Origin of the sequence: Polyangium mundeleinium (genome assembly GCF_028369105.1) — a bacterium.
Lineage (GTDB): Bacteria > Myxococcota_A > Polyangia > Polyangiales > Polyangiaceae > Polyangium > Polyangium mundeleinium.
Genome location: NZ_JAQNDO010000001.1, coordinates 2,790,475 through 2,805,502, shown reverse-complemented (window position 1 = coordinate 2,805,502; position 15,028 = coordinate 2,790,475). Strand labels below are relative to the sequence as shown.

The 15,028-nt window shown below is 69.1% G+C and carries 12 protein-coding genes; 5 read left to right on the top strand and 7 right to left on the bottom strand.

The window, feature by feature from the left end; translation table 11 throughout:
• The first annotated feature begins 465 nt into the window (after positions 1-465).
• On the top strand, positions 466-1,458 hold the full coding sequence (locus POL67_RS11445; protein ID WP_271917288.1) for a hypothetical protein: 993 nt from the start codon (positions 466-468) through the stop codon (positions 1,456-1,458).
• Here the strand turns inward: POL67_RS11445 and POL67_RS11440 are convergent.
• The 4 genes from POL67_RS11440 to POL67_RS11425 all read right to left on the bottom strand — a co-directional run bounded on the left by POL67_RS11440 (position 1,424) and on the right by POL67_RS11425 (position 5,183).
• Positions 1,424-2,593: a 5-(carboxyamino)imidazole ribonucleotide synthase gene (locus POL67_RS11440; protein ID WP_271917287.1), complete on the bottom strand. Its 1,170-nt coding sequence runs from the start codon at positions 2,591-2,593 to the stop codon at positions 1,424-1,426. The two genes, POL67_RS11445 and POL67_RS11440, sit on opposite strands and share 35 nt — an antisense overlap.
• Before the next feature lie 4 nt (positions 2,594-2,597).
• Positions 2,598-3,086 carry a 5-(carboxyamino)imidazole ribonucleotide mutase gene (gene purE / locus POL67_RS11435; RefSeq protein WP_271917286.1) on the bottom strand — a complete coding sequence of 163 codons (489 nt, stop codon included), beginning with the start codon at positions 3,084-3,086 and terminating at the stop codon, positions 2,598-2,600.
• Between the two features lie 181 nt (positions 3,087-3,267).
• Positions 3,268-4,014, bottom strand: a complete 747-nt coding sequence (locus POL67_RS11430) for a hypothetical protein (protein WP_271917285.1) — start codon at positions 4,012-4,014, stop codon at positions 3,268-3,270.
• A 368-nt stretch (positions 4,015-4,382) separates the two neighbouring features.
• Complete coding sequence (locus POL67_RS11425) at positions 4,383-5,183, bottom strand: cupin domain-containing protein (protein WP_271917284.1); 801 nt, start codon at positions 5,181-5,183, stop codon at positions 4,383-4,385.
• A gap of 257 nt (positions 5,184-5,440) precedes the next feature.
• Here POL67_RS11425 and POL67_RS11420 point away from each other — a divergent pair, with 257 nt between their 5' ends.
• Together POL67_RS11420 and POL67_RS11415 are read left to right on the top strand one after the other, a co-directional pair.
• Complete coding sequence (locus POL67_RS11420) at positions 5,441-7,699, top strand: hypothetical protein (RefSeq protein WP_271917283.1); 2,259 nt, start codon at positions 5,441-5,443, stop codon at positions 7,697-7,699.
• 152 nt (positions 7,700-7,851) lie between these two features.
• The gene (locus tag POL67_RS11415) at positions 7,852-8,985 is read left to right on the top strand and encodes a hypothetical protein (protein ID WP_271917282.1); all 1,134 of its coding nucleotides are present in this window, start codon (positions 7,852-7,854) and stop codon (positions 8,983-8,985) included.
• A gap of 62 nt (positions 8,986-9,047) precedes the next feature.
• On the opposite strand, the gene POL67_RS11410 is transcribed toward POL67_RS11415, so the two are convergent.
• Complete coding sequence (locus tag POL67_RS11410) at positions 9,048-9,626, bottom strand: peroxiredoxin (protein ID WP_271917281.1); 579 nt, start codon at positions 9,624-9,626, stop codon at positions 9,048-9,050.
• Between the two features lie 58 nt (positions 9,627-9,684).
• Entirely contained in the window at positions 9,685-11,049 is a 1,365-nt protein-coding gene (locus POL67_RS11405) for a hypothetical protein (RefSeq protein WP_271917280.1), read from the bottom strand.
• A gap of 78 nt (positions 11,050-11,127) precedes the next feature.
• Here POL67_RS11405 and POL67_RS11400 point away from each other — a divergent pair, with 78 nt between their 5' ends.
• Positions 11,128-13,383, top strand: coding sequence for a bifunctional salicylyl-CoA 5-hydroxylase/oxidoreductase (locus POL67_RS11400; protein ID WP_271917279.1), 2,256 nt, complete (start codon positions 11,128-11,130; stop codon positions 13,381-13,383).
• Between the two features lie 3 nt (positions 13,384-13,386).
• Here POL67_RS11400 and POL67_RS11395 read toward each other — a convergent pair whose 3' ends face one another.
• Entirely contained in the window at positions 13,387-14,175 is a 789-nt protein-coding gene (locus tag POL67_RS11395; RefSeq protein WP_271917278.1) for a class I SAM-dependent methyltransferase, read from the bottom strand.
• 217 nt (positions 14,176-14,392) lie between these two features.
• Here POL67_RS11395 and POL67_RS11390 point away from each other — a divergent pair, with 217 nt between their 5' ends.
• Complete coding sequence (locus POL67_RS11390; RefSeq protein WP_271917277.1) at positions 14,393-14,998, top strand: sporulation delaying protein family toxin; 606 nt, start codon at positions 14,393-14,395, stop codon at positions 14,996-14,998.
• Positions 14,999-15,028 lie beyond the last annotated feature (30 nt).

Sequence of the window (15,028 nt, the reverse complement as noted above, 5' to 3'; positions counted from 1 at the left end):
GTTCGAAAGGGCGCTGTTCCTCGCCCGCGACGCGGTCGCGTTTGATCCGGTGAACCAGGAGGCGCGCCGCACCTACGTCGAGACACGCGCCGCCGTCTTCAAGCGCGCCGAGGAGCTGCTCGCGCGCGACCAAGACGACGCGGCCCTCTCCCTCGCGCGCGCGGCGCGGCAATGCGACCCGAGCGATCAGGCCGCCGCCGCCCTCGAAGGCCGGATCCTCGATCGGATGGCGACGCGCGCCTACGACCGCGCCGTCAAGTACGCCGTCGAGGGCAAGCGCGGCAACGCCCTGCTCGCGTTTCGCGACGTCGAGGCCGCCCGCCCGGGCTTCCGTGACGCGAAGCAACGCGAAGGCGAGCTTCGCCACGCGCTCGAAGACGAGCTCCGGTTCTTCCTCGTGATCGAGAAGCCCTCGGAAACGAAGGCGAGCGGCGTGTCCGCCCTCGTCGAGGCCGAGCTGCTCCGGTGGAAGGCGACACACGCGCGCGGCTCGTCGCGGCGACCAGCCAGGAACCACCGCCGAACGCGGCCGGCGTGCGGATCCAGGCGGCGTTCGACACGATCGCCCGGGACCACGACGTCACCACGCAGGGCCGCACCTGCGAGTACGTGTGCGGGACCGATCGCCTCCCGAACCCCGCCTACGACGCCGCCTCACGTGAGGTCGACGAGGCCGAGCGACGCGCGCGCGCCGCCGAAGGGTCCGCCCGCCGCGCGAAGAAGACCGTCGAGGACGCGCGCCGCAACCTCACGACGGCGACGAGCTTCCACGACCGCGCCAAGGCTGACGAGAAGCGCCTGCAACGCGAGCTCGATCAGTGCCGCGCGACGCACAAGCTGCCTTCCGAGTGCAAAGCGGAGGACGATCGTCACGACGCCGCGCGCCGCGCGCGGGACGAGGCCGAGACGCGCGAGGACGAGGCGAGGCGCGAGGTCGAGCGCAAAGAGCAGGAGCACACGAACGCCCAGCAAACGGTCTCGAACGAGCGCGACGCCTGGGAGCGCGCCGTCGCCCAGCTTCGGCGGACGCCCACGACGGTCCTCGTCGATCGCATCTGCGCGCACAACTACGGCGTCGAGCTGCACACGTGGAGCGCCGCCACGTCCCTCGCGCTCCGCGCGCACGTCCTCGGCGAGACCAGCGCCGTGACCTTGCCGCCGGATCCGATCTCGATGCGCACGACGGACGAGACCTTCCGCGCCGAGTCGGGGCGATGCAGGGAAGTCGCGGCGGGCGACCCGTTGCGCCCTCCCTCCGACGTGGACATCGAGGCGGCGCTCGCCACGCGCGCGGTCGAGAAGATCCGCGGGCAGGTGTTCGTCTGGTACGCGGGGTACGTCCAGAGCTACGCGGACGACCACGCGCGGGAGAAAGCGGCTGGGAGGATCGAGGAGGCGAACGAGGCCCGGGTCCGCCACCTGCTCACGGGCCCGGGTCTGCCCCCGGTCGGCCGCTGACGAGCGCGCTGCGCGCCGCGAGCACCCGCGCGGAGGCCTTCTCCGCCGTCTCCGCCATCGCCACGAGGTGCCCCATCTTCCGCCCCGGCCGCGCCTCGGTTTTTCCGTACAGATGAATCTTCACGTCCGGGAACGCCGCGGCCCGATCCCATTGCGGCTCGCCGTGCTCCCACAGATCGCCGAGCAGGTTCGCCATCGCCGCGGGCCGAAGCAAGGTGGGCTCGCCGAGGGGCAAACCGCAGACGGCCCGCAACTGCTGCTCGAACTGGCTCGTCACACAGGCGTCGAACGTGTAATGCCCCGAGTTGTGGGGCCGCGGGGCGAGCTCGTTCACCACGATGTCGCCGTTTGGCAGGTAAAACATCTCCACGCCGAGCACGCCCACGAGGTCGATCGCCTTCGCGATGTCCGAGGCGACTTCCGTTGCGCGCGCGCGCGCCGCCGCGGGGACCCCTGCGGGCGCGAGCGAGACGTCCAGGATGTGCCGCGCGTGCCGGTTCTCGGCGACCTCGAACGGGACGATGTCGCCCTCGTGCGAGCGCGCGACGACCACGGAGAGCTCACACGCGAACGGGACGAATGCTTCCAGCACGCCGAGCTTTCCGCCGAGCGCCTGGAACGCGCGGCCCGCGCTCTCCGGCGCGTCGATCCGGACCTGGCCCTTGCCGTCGTATCCGAACTCCGCCGTCTTCAGGATCGCCGGCGTGCCGAGACGAACGAGCGCGGCGCGGAGCTCGTCCTCGGTCCGGATCTCGGCGAAGCCTGCCACCGGAAAGCCGCCTTTCGCGAGGAAGCGCTTTTCACGCAGCCTGTGGCGGCACGTATCGAGCACGGCGGGCGAAGGGTAAACGGGCCTTCGCTCCGCGACGGCGGCGAGTGTCTCGGAGGGGACGTTTTCGAACTCGAACGTCACGACGTCGACCGCCTCGGCAAAACGCCGCGCCGCGTCCACGTCCTCGTACGGCGCGACGACCTCGACGTCCGCGACCTGCCCCGCGGGTCCGTCCTGCGAGGGGTCGAGCGCGTGCACGCGGTAGCCCATGCGCCGCGCCGCGATCGCGAACATGCGGCCGAGCTGTCCGCCGCCCAGAATGCCCACCGTGCGTCCGGGGAGAATGGGGCCGCGAGAGGTCACGTCGTCAAACCTCGCTTTCGAGCGCGGCCCGGGTCTGCTCCGCGCGGAATGCTTTGATGCGCTCGCGCAGCGGGGCGTCGTGGAGCGCGAGGATGGACGCGGCGAGGAGCGCGGCGTTTTTCGCGCCCGCATCGCCGATCGCCAGGGTCCCCACGGGGATGCCACCCGGCATCTGCACGATCGAGAGCAGCGAGTCGAGCCCATGCAGGGCGTGCGACAGGATCGGCACCCCGAGCACGGGCAGGACGGTCTTCGCGGCCACCATCCCGGGCAGGTGCGCGGCGCCGCCCGCGCCGGCGATGATCACCTGGAGCCCGCGCGCCTCGGCCTCTGCCGCGTAGCTGAACAGGAGGTCTGGCGTGCGGTGCGCGCTGACCACGCGCATCTCGTACGGCACCTCCAGGCGATCGAGCATCTCGGCGGCCTTTCGCAAGGTCGGCGCGTCGCTCGTGCTGCCCATGATGATCCCCACGCGGGGGGCGCGCTGCGTCATGGCGGGTGTTCTAGTCGGTTTCGGGGCGCACGTCATCGAACTCGGACGTCGAGCCTGGCCGCCCGGGAAAAACGAGCGAACGGACCCACAGGCCCACGTGCCTTCCCCACGGGTCCCCGAGCCCAGCACGAGCTCGGGGACCACGGCGATTCGGGGTTGCGCGCGGTGACGCGCGGTTCGCTCAGTCGAACCAGCCGTCGCCGCAGGGCCCGATGTCGTTGAAGGCGAACTCGCGGCCTGCGATGGCGAGCCTCACGCGGCTGAAATCGAGGCCGCCCCCGTAAACGCCGCCGTCGCAGAAATCGTCGAAGTAGCCGTCGAGATCGATCGCGCCCTGCCAGAGGTTCCCGCCGGCGAGCGGGTAGGCGTAGTAGCCGCCGATGCCGACGTCGCTGAAGAACCCGTCATTGCCGTACCACCCGCCCCCGACGCCCCCGACGCCCCCGACGCCCCCGATGCCTCCGATGCCCCCGATGCCCCCGACGCCGCCGCAGGTCGCGCCGCCCGTGAGGAACGCGTAGATCTCGACCTGGTTCTGCACGAATCCCGCGGCCTCGAAACGGCAGAAAATCTGATTGCCGTCGAAGCAGACGTTGACGTCGTTGAACGCGAAGTTGCCGCCATAACCGTAACCGCCGTAGCCGCCGTACCCGTAGCCGCCGTACCCGTAGCCGCCCCCAAGGCCGCCGCCCCCGAGGCCGCCGCCCCAGCCGCCGCCGAAATACCCGCCCAGCGGGCCACGAGGCCCGCCGTAGCCATATCCGTACGCGCCACGGTATCCGTACCCGCCGCGGGCTCCGTATCCGCCATAATATCCGGCTCCAAACCTGTCATCCAGGCCCCACCCACCCGCGATCGCCTGCCCGGAGGCGGCAAGGAGCATGGCAGAAGCGAACGCAGCGGAAAGGACGCGGAGCGACTTCTTCATGAAAACCCCCTTTTCGGTTCTCTGCCTCCTCTCGCGCCCAACATCGACGCGAGAAGGGCCGGCGCTTCATTACATCAAGCGGCGGCTCGCCGGCGTGCCGCACGCCCCGAAGCATTGCAAGGTCGCGGCCGCGGGGGTGGCGCGCCATGGTCGTTCGGGAGCGTGCGATATGGGCTCGCACGCCGGCTACGCCGCGCGGCCGCGAACGTATTTCGGTCCGCGGACGTACGCGGGCCGTGCAATGAGAAACCATACCGCCCGAGGTGCGCCGCGCGCCCGAATCGAGGACGGAGCCGCGTGCCCCGCGCGCACGTGATGGCGTCGGCCAGGACGCCGCGGCGCCGCCGGGGTGCGTCGGGAACGTCCCCTCAGCCGAATCGCTCGAGCGCCTCTCCCACGGTGGAGAGGCGCGGCGCGCGGAGCAGGCCTCCTTCGAGGGGCTCGGCGCGGACCGGATCGACGAGGTGCGTGTCCGTCGGCCGGCCTCCGAGATCGGCGCAAAGCACGTCGAGCAGGACGCCGTCGGTCTCGGCGACGTGCCAATGCACGTTGTCGCGCGCGTCGGAGATGCTCGTCGCCTCGCCCGGGCCGAGGACCCGATCGATCGTGGGCCGGAGGACGAACCCGCCGGGCTCGTCGCGCACGCGATCGTAATGGCGGACGCGGAACCGGCCCCGGAGCACGTAATGCATCGAGACCATGTTGTCGTGCGCGTGCGGCGGGTTCGCCCGGCCGGCGCGCAGGACGAAAAGCTTCGTCACGATCCGCGGCCCCTCGTCTTCGGGGAGCGAGGGCGAGAACGGTACGACCGCGGCGCCGCGGATCGCCGCGGGCGCACGCGCGACGAGCGACTCGACGTCGATGGCCCGGGCGATTTCCTCGGGGGAGGCGTCGCGGAAAACCTGCTCCACGAGCTCCTGCCATGTCGCGGGCGAAACGCGCCCCTCGGTGAGGGCCCGGGAGGCCTCGCGGGCGGCCTGAAAGACGTTCTCCGCGCGGCGGCGCTCGGCGGCCGATCCCGAAAAGAACGTGTACCGGGCCAGGGCGCCGAGGGCCGCAGTGAGGCAAGCGCCCATAACGACGCGCCGCCCGACGTGCCGCTCGGCGCGCAGAGCCCCCGCGGCCGTGGGCCGGCTCCGGAGCACGAACGTCCGAGGCTCGCTGGGCATCTGGCGCGCATTACGAAACGCCGGGTCGAAAGTCAAGAAAACAGCGCGATCCAGGCGCCGCGTTTCGTATCCACGCCCCGAGATCCCCTGGGACCACGTAGCATTCCGAGAATTATCCAGCCGGGAGAAACCCCCGCATGCGTCATGCACGGAACTCCTGTCACGTGACGTCATGGGCCTGCGGGCGGTGAATCCGCCCACGTTCCACGCGCGAAGGCATTGCCTGGCCTGCAAAACCGTGGCAAGAGCGTCCCCACGTGGCAAAAGCGCCCTTCATTTTCAGTGATTATCGTGGCCTCGTGCAGCTCAAGCTGGAGACGGCCGAGGACCTCGCGCTGATCCACGCGCTCCCGCCAGCCCGCTGGTCCTCGACGAGCGTCCCGATCGACCAGCTCCTCTGCGACAAGGCGCTGCTGCGGTATGTCGACGTCGACGGCAACGGGCGCATTCGCGTGCAAGAGCTGCTCGCCGCGCACGATTGGCTGCAGGCGCGTCTCCGGAACCCGAACCGCATCGCCGAGCGCACCGATACGGTCCACCTCGACGACCTCGACACCTCGCAGCCCGACGCCGCGCGCCTCCGCGCCCTCGCGAGAAAACGCATCAAAGCGAGCGGGCAGGCCGCGCGTGCCGGCGCGACGCTCTCCCTCGCCGACATTCGCGCTTTCCGCGACGGTTATGCGCGAAAATCACCGAACGGGGACGGGATCGTGGCGCCCTCCCAAATCGAGGAGCCGGCCCTCGCGCGCCTGGCGACGTTGATCGTCGAGGCCACGGGGGGCGTGATGGATCTCTCGGGTGACGCCGGCGTGGACGTGGCGAAGCTCGACGCGTTTCTCGCGCTCGGTCACGCGGAGCTCGCGTGGGAGGCGGCGGGCGCGCTGCGCGGGAACGCGGAGGCGAGCCTCGTATTGCCGTTCGGCGTCGGGACGGGGGCCGCGTTCGAGGTCGTGGACACGCTCGCGGGCAAGCTCGATCAATTCTTCGCGCAATGTGATCTGCTCGGACAAGGCCCGGCCGCGGAGGACAGGCTCGCCGTCAAACCGGAGCGGCTCGCGGCGCTCGACGTGAACGATCCCGCGGCGATCCGGGCTTACATGCGCGAGTCCGCGCTCGGGCCGCCGAACCGCTCGGGCGTGCTCGACCTCGAATCCGAGGTGAATCCGCTCTTCGCGGACGAGGCGCGGCGGCTCTCGGTCGACGTCTTGCCGCGCGCGCTCGGCGAGCCGGGGCCCGTGCGCAAGCTCGATCGCCAAGGCTGGGAGCGGGTCCGCGCGCTCTTCGAGCCATACCGCGCGTGGCAATCGAAGAGGCCCGCGCCTTTGCCGGGCGGGCTCGTGGGCGACGAGCTCCGCGCCTTGCTCGAAGGGCCCTTGCCAAAGGCGCTGCGCGCGCTGGTGACCGAGGACGAAAAGGCCTCGGCCGAGCTCGTGGGGCTCTCGGATCTGGAGAAGCTCGCGCTCTTGCAGCGGTGGATCCTGGATCTCGCGAACAACATGGTCAGCTTCCCCGCGCTCTTTTCGGTCGGGGAGCGATGCTTGTTCGAGGTCGGCACGCTCGTGCTCGACGGCCGCGAGATCAACCTCTGCGTCCGCGTCCTCGACAAGGCCGAGCACCAGCCGATCGCGGAGACGAGCAACATCTTCGTCGCGTACGTCGATCTGGATCGCAAAGAGGGCGACCTGACGATGACGATGCACGTCGCCGTGGGCGTGACCTCGGGCTCGCGGCGCGGCATCTCCGTGGGCAAGCGCGGCGTGTTTTACGATCGCGACGGCAAGGAATGGGACGCGAGGATCACGGACGTGATCGTCAAGCCCATTTCGATCCAGGAAGCGGCGTTCGCGCCTTTCGTGAAGCTGCGCGACTTCATCGACGACAAGGTGACGAAGCTCTTCGGCAGCAAGCTCGATGCCATGGAGAAGAGCGTCTCCGAGCGGGTCGGCGCGCAGATCTCGGCCGACCCGCCGAAGGTCCCGCCCGCCGCGCCGCCGCCGCCGCCTCCTCCGCCCCCGCCGCCCCCGCCGAGCCCGCCTGCCGCGGCGCCCGTCGTGGCCCCGGGGCTGCAAGGCACGATCGTGGGCGGCGGCATCGCATTCGCGGCCGTGGGCTCCGCCGCGGCGTTCGCGCTCCAGACGCTGTCGAATACGAACCCCCTGAATGCTTTGCTCGCGGTGGCGGGCGTCGCGCTCGGCGTGATGACGGTCTCGGGGTTCCTCGGCTGGCTCAAGCTTCGCAGGCGGGACGTCTCGGCGCTGCTCGAAGCGTCAGGCTGGGCGTTCAACGTCCGCATTTATCTCCGGCGGAATCTGAGCCTCCGCTTCACGCGCGTGCCGCCGCTGCCGCGGGGAAGCGTACGCGAGCGCAGCGTCCTGCCCGTCTTCGTCTCCGGCGAAGAGGAGGTGCCCGTGGGCCGCATCGTGATCGTGCTCGCCGTCATCGCGCTCGGCGGGGCCCTCACGTGGCATTACCGCGAGGTGATCGTGGCATCGCTCCGCCATTTCTTCCGGATTTGATCCGAAACGTCCCCTCCCACGTAAGCACGTACGCCCTCGCGAAGGCGCCCTGACGCGCGCCTTCGCGGGGCTTGACACGGGTTCGCATTCGCGATTTTCTGGCCATGCTGGCGCACGAGCGCCGGCATTTGCTTAACGAGGGGAACGACGACATGAAGGCACTTGCGAAGTACGCTGGCATTGCGCTGTCCGTGGGCATCGTGGGCTGCGGCGGCGGCGACGGTGGGGGGGACGCGATCGATCAAGGGCTGCTCGCGCAATACCGCGCGGCCGTCCCCAGCGAGACGCAGATCATGGCTTCTTCGCCGAAGGCCTCGAGCGGGGCGAAGATCGGCGATCCGGCGCTGTATCCGTCCGGTTCCGCGGAGATCGTGCTCGGGATCAACGGATCGATCGAGTACATCCTCACGGGGCTGGAGCTCCTCGTGAGCATCGAGCCCACGGTATACAACAGCGACACGAAGGAGTTCTTCTGGGGCCCGTACAAGAACGAAAACGGGTTCGGGACGATCGCCGCGTACATCAAGGACGCGGGCGAAGGGCAGGACTTCCGTTACCATTACGCGATCCTCCGCGGCAAGGACAACGACGTCGCGGGCCTCGTGCCGATCCTCTGGGGCGGCGCGAACCCGGATCCCGACGCGAAGGATCACGGCTCGGGCATCACGCTCATCGATTTCGAGGCGAATGCAGCGTTCGAACAGGCGAACAACCCGAACGGCGCGAACATGCCGATGGACCGCGGCCGCTTCGTGGCCGTCTACGGCAAGGACGCGGCGGACAAGGGCGATCTGACGCTCGTCTTCGCGGCCCTGCGCGGCTTCGTGTCCAAGGACAAACCTGACGCGATGCCCGCGGATCTCGATTACCTCTACGGCCGCCTCGACGACGGCGCGAACAAGGTCGATTTCGTCGACTGGAAGAGCACGTTCGACGTACACGAGGATGCCGCGATGGCGAAGCCCGAGGATGTCGGCGTGCGCCTCGCGTTCGTGAACGAGGGCCAGGGCCGCGCCGAGGCGCAGGCCTCCGGCGGGGATCTCGCGTCGGGTCAGGTGGCGGACGCGATCGAGTGCTGGGACAACGCGCTCGCGCAGAGCTACCTGTCGTTCAAGACCTCGACGAACGGCACGGAGGACAGCGCGGCCTCCGAGGGCGACCTCGCGAGCTGCGGCCTGTTCCAGGCGTCCTTGTCCGAGCTCGGCGTGCCCGCGCTCGCGGACGTGCCCGCGGACTTCAAGGCGGCGCTCGACGATCTCGCGAAAAACGGCGCGCCGAAGGAGTGACCCAGCGACCCACGCTGGAAGGAGCAACGGGGGCTCGGCGCGTGCCGGGCCCCCTTTTTCTATCAGCTCTTCGCGGCGGCAATCACGGTCGAGGCGTGCTCCTTCGGGTCCACCTCGAGCCACACGTGCTTGATCTTCCCGTCTTTGCCGATCAGGAACGACTGCCGCGCGGCGAACGAGAGACGCATCGGCACGCGGAACGCCTTCGTCACAGCGCCGTCCGTGTCCACGACGAGCGGGAACGGCAACTTGTATTTGTCGATGAACGCCTGGTGGCTCTCGGCGTCCTGCGTCGAGACGCCATACACCTCGAGCCCGGCGGCCTGGATATCGGCCCAGCCGTCGCGCAGGCCTTGCGCCTCGATGGTGCACCCCGGCGTATCGTCCTTCGGATAGAAATACACGAGGACTTGCTTGCCCTGGAGGCTCGACAGCTTGACCTCTTTGCCGTCGTTGAGCTTCAGCGTGATGTCGGGCGCGGCGTCCCCCGCTTCGAGCGGCTTGGATTCGTCGGCCGCGTGGGGGTTCGCGCCTGCGGCGGCCGGATCGGCCTTTGTGGAGGCGGGTTTGTCATCCTTGCACGCCGCGAGGCCGAGCGCGGCGATCACGAGGAGCGGGAGGAGGCGGGGCGATCCGTTCATGGCCGGCAGGATGGCGTAGGAGCGCCGGCGCCGCAAGGCCTGCGGTCCGGCCTTCGGATCAAGGCTTCTTGCGCGGCTTCGGCTTCGGGGCCGGCAGCGTGGTGAGCGGGCGCGTCGTCGGCATGTAGCCGCCGAGCTGCTTGTCGAAGCGCCACAGGATCTCGATGGGCCGCGGCGTCTCCTCGTCCGCATACCCGATGGGCACACCTCGCACGCCGAACCAATCGAATTTGTCCGAATGGATCTCGTAGACCTTCTCCCAGCGGCCGACCCCCGTCTCCCCGTTGAACGGATACGAAACGGAGCCGTCCTCGCCCACGGCGAGGACCGACCATCCTGCCTGGGTGCCCGCAGTGTCGAGCGTGTCCGTCTGCGAATAACTGAAGACGTGGATCTGCTTGTTCCGTTCGACGATACCCATCGGCTCTTCCCCGATGTCTGCGACGTCGATGAGCTCCACGAGCGTGCCCCCCTTGAAGACGGCGACGGAAGGCAACACGGCGTTCGCGTATCCGATCTCGACATCGCCGAGCTTCCGTTCGGGCACGTAAAGAGGGTACTCCGACGTCACGACGGAGGAGGTGTCCTTGCCTGGGTGACGGACCGTCTCGATGTGGTCGAGGTCTGCGGGGGAATACGAGAGGCCAAACGGTCGACGCTCGGCGAGGTTCTGCCGGTAGACAGCGGCGCGGAGATCGGCGTGCGGCTCGAATGCGACGGGCTCGGGCGCGGCGACGCGAATTCGATCGTCGCCGGAGGCCTTCGGGGGCGTGGGGGTCGATGCGGCCATCGCGCGGACGAGGACCTCGGGAATCGGCGCGGACGACGCGCGGGGATACGCCGCGACGGGAATCCGCGCCTCGATGGTCATTCCGCGCGCCGTGAATGCCATGGCCGCGACGGAGCCCGGGACCGGGACGAGCGCGCCGCTCTCGTTCACCTGCCAAAGGCCCCTCTTGTCGAGCCGGAACATCCGCTCGAATCGCGCCTCGTGCGCCTCGACGCCGGAGGAGGGAGCGGGCGCCGACGGCGGAAACCCAAAGGCGAACCAGATCCCATCTTTCGAGAGCTCGGCGAGATCCGCCGCGACGAACACGCCGTCCTTCGTGAGCGCAAAAGCCAGGTGCGAGGGCGCGTCGCGCGAATTCGGATCGGCCGGAGGCGGGTTCCCCGCGGGCGGGGGCGGCAGGAGCGAGCCCCACTCGGAGACGTTGCCGTCGATCACGAGGTTCGCGGGGAGTTTGTCCGGCGCGCTCACGCTGACGCGCGGCGAGGGCTCGCGGGGCGCGGGCTTGGCCGCCTCCGCCGCCGCAGGCTCCCGCGACGACGGGGCGGGGTTTCCGCGGGTCTGAGGCGCGGGCGCAGACGCGCATGAGGCCAACAGCGCGGCAAGCGGGAGGGCGAGCGCGGCGAACCGAGTCATGCCCTCCAGCGTGTACCATACCCCTTGACGCCTTCGCCATCGTGGTCTCCCCTCCGCGCAGGAACCGGAGGATCGACGTTGAAGATCACGTGCATCGGCGGCGGACCCAGCGGCCTCTACCTCGCCATCCTGGCCAAGAAGCGTGATCCTTCGCGCGAGGTGGTGGTGCTCGAACGCAACCGGCCGGACGACACGTTCGGCTTCGGCGTGGTCTTCTCCGACGCGACGCTCGACAACCTGGAGGGCGTCGATCGGCCCGTGTACGACGCGATCCGGCAGAGCCTCTCGCACTGGGACGACATCCACACGTTCGTCCGCGGCGAGCGGCTCGTCTCGACCGGGCACGGCTTCAGCGGCCTCTCCCGCCATCGCCTGCTCGCCATCCTGCAGGCCCGCGCCGAGGAGCTCGGCGTCGTCCTCAGCTTCGAGCACGAGGCCACGGACTTCGACGCGATCCGGCGCACGAGTGACCTCGTGATCGCGGCGGACGGCGTGAACAGCGCGGTGCGGAGCCGCTACCAGCCGCACTTCGGCACGCGCGTCGACGGGCGGCCGAACCGCTTCGTCTGGCTCGGCACGACGTTCCCCTTCGACGCGTTCACGTTCTACTTCGACGCGAACGAGCACGGCCTCTTCCGGGTGCACGCCTATCGTTATGAGGCCGAACGATCGACGTTCATCGTGGAGTGCCGCGAGGAGACGTGGCGCCGCGCCGGGCTCGATCAGGCGACCGAGGACGAGACGCTCGCGTACTGCGAGAAGCTCTTCGCGCCGCGGCTCGCCGGGCACCGGCTGCTCAAGAACAAGAGCGTCTGGCGGAGCTTTCCCACGGTGCACAACGAGCGGTTTTCCTGGGAAAACGTGGTGCTCGTGGGGGACGCCGTGCATACGGCGCATTTCTCCATCGGCTCGGGGACGAAGCTCGCGCTGGAAGACGCGATCAGCCTGGCGGATGCGCTCGACGGGCACGCGCGCCTGTCCGACGCGCTCGCCGCATACGAGGCGGATCGGCGGCCGAAGGTGGAGACGCTCCAGCGCGCGGCGCAGGTGAGCCTGGAGTGGTTCGAGAACACCGAGCGATACATGGAGCTCGACCCGCTGCAATTCAACTTCAGCATGCTGACGCGCAGCCTGCGCGTGACGCACGAAAACCTGAAGGTGCGGGATCCGGCGCTCGTGCGCGCGGTCGATACGTGGGTCGCGAAGGAAGCGGAAGCGCAATCGGGCGTGCGGATCGAGAGCAAAGAGCCGCCGCCGCCGATGTTCACGCCGTACCGCCTCGGCAAGCTCCTCCTCGACAATCGCGTCGTGGTCTCGCCGATGTGCCAGTATTCGGCGGAGGACGGCGCGCCGAACGATTGGCACCTCGTGCACCTCGGCAGCCGCGCGGTCGGCGGCGCGGGCCTCGTGATCGCCGAAATGACGGACGTGAGCCCCGAAGGCCGCATCACGCCCGGCTGCACGGGCCTCTACCGCGCGAGCCACGTGCCCGCGTGGCGGCGCGTGACCGAATTCGTGCATCAATTCTCCACGGCGAAGATCGGCGTGCAGATCGCCCACGCGGGCCGCAAAGGCTCGACGAAGCGAATGTGGGAGGGCATCGATCAGCCGCTCGAATCGGGCGGCTGGCCGCTCCTCGCCGCGTCCGCGATCCCCTACCTGCCGAAGAGCCCCGTGCCGCGCGCAATGGATCGCGAGGACATGGACCGCGTGAAGGCCGATTTCGTGACGGCGACGAAGATGGCCGACGAGGCGGGGTTCGACCTCGTCGAGGTGCACCTGGCCCACGGGTATCTGCTCGCGAGCTTCCTGTCGCCGATCACGAACCGGAGGACCGACGAATACGGCGGCTCGATCGAGAACCGCATGCGCTTCCCGCTCGAGGTCTTCGACGCCGTGCGGGCGGCGTGGCCGAAGGACAAACCGACGAGCGTGCGTATCTCGGCGACGGACTGGGCGCCCGGCGGGATCACGCCGGACGACGTGATCCGGCTCGCCGTGGCGCTGCGGGAGCACGGGGTCGACATCGTGGATGTATCGGCGGGCCAAACCGATCCGTCGTCGAGGCCAGTGTACGGGCGGCTCTTCCAGACGCCGTTCAGCGAGCTCGTGCGGATCGAAGCAAAGGTGCCGACGATGACCGTGGGCAACATCCAGAGTTATGCCGACGTGAACAGCATCATCGCCGCAGGACGAGCGGATCTCTGCGTGCTGGCGCGGGCGCACCTGTTCGACCCGTACTGGACGCGGCACGCGGCGGTGGAGCAGGGATACATGATGCGGTGGCCGAACCAATACGTGTCGGTGGAGCGTTACGTGCCTCGCATGAAGTAGGCATCATCCCCGGCGGCGCGCGAGCGCGAAATAACTCGGGAGCGCCTCGATTTCGTCACGCGTACGCAGCGGCAGCGTGTACATGACCGTGGGTCCACTCTCCAGGATCTCCCACGCGGCGCCGGGGAAGTATTCGCGCACCTCGGCGTCGCCGAAGCGGGACGGCGGCCGGACGCCGGCGGCGACGACCTTGCGCATCGGCTCGGGCAGGTACGTCGGGGTCGCGCCCTGGAGCACCATGTGATCGAGCGGATCGCCGTCGATGCTGCTCTCCGATAAATAAAGCACGCCCCGCGGGCCGAGCGCGCCGCGCATATTCTCGACCGCGATGGCGCGGCGCTTCGGATCGAGGACGTGGAGGACGCCGCGCATGAAGACGTTGGCCTCGCCGAGCTCGCCCGTGAGCCATCGAAGCGCGTAGGGGATGCTGATGTCGGCGACGTGGAAGGAAAGGTTTTCGATCGCGGCGGACTCCTCCCGCGCCTTCTCGATGGCGTGGCTCGACACGTCGAGGCCGACGACCTTGGAATAACGCGCGGCGAGGAGCCGCGAAAACCTACCATTGCCGCAGCCGATGTCGATCACGGGAAGACCGGGGATGAAATGGCTGGAGACACGTTTCGTGACCTCCTCGATTTCGCGTGCGTCCTCCGTGTCCCAAAGAACCTCCCCCTGGTTGCCCGTACGGCGGATGCCGCTCCAGAAGCGATCCCACGCCTTCGCCGGGTCGCGCGGCGCGCGAACGGCGTACGAGAGGAGCTGTGGGAGAAGCAGATACTTTTGGAAGGACATGGCGGAACGACGATAAGGCCAGCGTGAAGGGGCGACAAGATTTCCCTTCCGAGCGCTCCCCCCGTTCTCATTCCCGCGCCCGCATGGTGCGTCGTTTGCACCGTCCGGGCCGCCAGAGGGTCGAGCGATACGGCTGCGCACACTCCGGTGCGCGGCGATGGTGGAAAAGACGACCCTCTTTGGCGGCAGGTGAACCCCCGCAAAAAGGGAGGATTCCATGTTCACGCAAAACCAGGTCGTTCGTGCATTGGGATGGGTGACGTGCGGCGCGATTGTCGCGTCGCTCGCCCTCGTGGCGTGCTCGAAGGGGGACGACGTGGAGGCCCGGGACGGGGTCTCCAGCGTCGATCCGCAGGAGCTCTCGGCGGAGGAGCTTTTCAGCGGCATATTCTTCGGCGTCGGCCCGGCGGCGCCGCTGTGTCCCGAGGGCCATTCGAACGCCGCGGACGAGGGCGATGCGGACGAATTCGTGGCCCTGCTGAAAGCAAAGGAGCCGGCATTCCTGCCGCAATTCAGGGCGGACGTCACGAGCGGCGATGCCCTCCGTGTCGATCGTGCCGTCGGGGACGCCGTCGACGCCGCGACGCGCCTCTCCAGCGTCGTGAGCCCCGTGGCCGGCGCCGATGGCGTCATCGTCGTCGACGTCGACACGCTCAACAAGAACCAGAACAGCGACAGCACCAAGGATACGCAGAAAGGCGACCACAAATCCTTCCTTTCGGACCGGGTCTTCGATCGCGTGCTCGAGAGCCGCCTCTATCGTTCGGAGCTCGTGCGGGAGCTTTCGCGGGATCTCGCGGTGGGAGGGCTCGTCGGCCGTTAGAAGGGCGCCGTCCCGAGGGTCCTCCGTGTG